The sequence below is a fragment of the Paenibacillus lacisoli genome, from assembly GCF_030580655.1.
Classification (GTDB): Bacteria; Bacillota; Bacilli; order Paenibacillales; family Paenibacillaceae; genus Paenibacillus; species Paenibacillus lacisoli.
In genome coordinates this window covers 1-767 of sequence record NZ_JAUQTB010000049.1, presented here as the reverse complement: position 1 = coordinate 767, position 767 = coordinate 1, and the positions used below count along the sequence as shown (strand labels likewise).

General features: G+C 48.5%; 1 tRNA gene and 2 rRNA genes. All 3 read left to right on the top strand.

Annotated elements, in window-relative coordinates:
- A 16S ribosomal RNA gene (locus tag Q5741_RS21565) occupies window positions 1-69 on the top strand; the annotation flags it as partial.
- 119 nt (window positions 70-188) lie between these two features.
- Window positions 189-264, top strand: a tRNA-Ala gene (locus Q5741_RS21560).
- A 224-nt stretch (window positions 265-488) separates the two neighbouring features.
- Window positions 489-767, top strand: a 23S ribosomal RNA gene (locus Q5741_RS21555); the annotation flags it as partial.

Below are 767 nucleotides of genomic sequence, written 5' to 3'. Positions count from 1 at the left end.
GGGTAGATGATTGGGGTGAAGTCGTAACAAGGTAGCCGTATCGGAAGGTGCGGCTGGATCACCTCCTTTCTATGGAGTACCAGCTTTCTGTAGGAAAGCGTACATCGAGAGCATATGCTCGTTTCCTGCAACGGAAACATTCAAATATCTTTTCATCATCCCATTTGTTCAGTTTTGATGGAATTTACGGGGCCATAGCTCAGCTGGGAGAGCGCCTGCCTTGCAAGCAGGAGGTCAGCGGTTCGATCCCGCTTGGCTCCACCATAATATTTCATCAAGTTGTTCCTTGAAAACTGGATACCGAAACGAAAATGCGATTTAGAAACAATCCTTTTAGCTGAACTTGTGTCAAACAAGATCATTAGCTAACGATGGAGTGAGGTTTTTGGAGGCGATCGATCCTTTGTGAGTCTGTTTCCACGTTGATTTCATTCAATCAAGAAACAGAGGAGCAACAGAGCGTGTCGACCCAAAATCCGAACGAATTAGGTTAAGCTACTAAGAGCACACGGAGGATGCCTAGGCGCTAGGAGCCGATGAAGGACGTGGCGAACAACGATAAGGCCTCGGGGAGCTGTAAGCAAGCTTTGATCCGGGGATGTCCGAATGGGGAAACCCGGCTGGTGTAATAGCCAGTCACTTCTGTCTGAATACATAGGGCAGTCGAGGCAGACCAGGGGAACTGAAACATCTAAGTACCCTGAGGAAGAGAAAACAATAGTGATTCCGTCAGTAGCGGCGAGCGAACGCGGATTAGCCCAAACCAG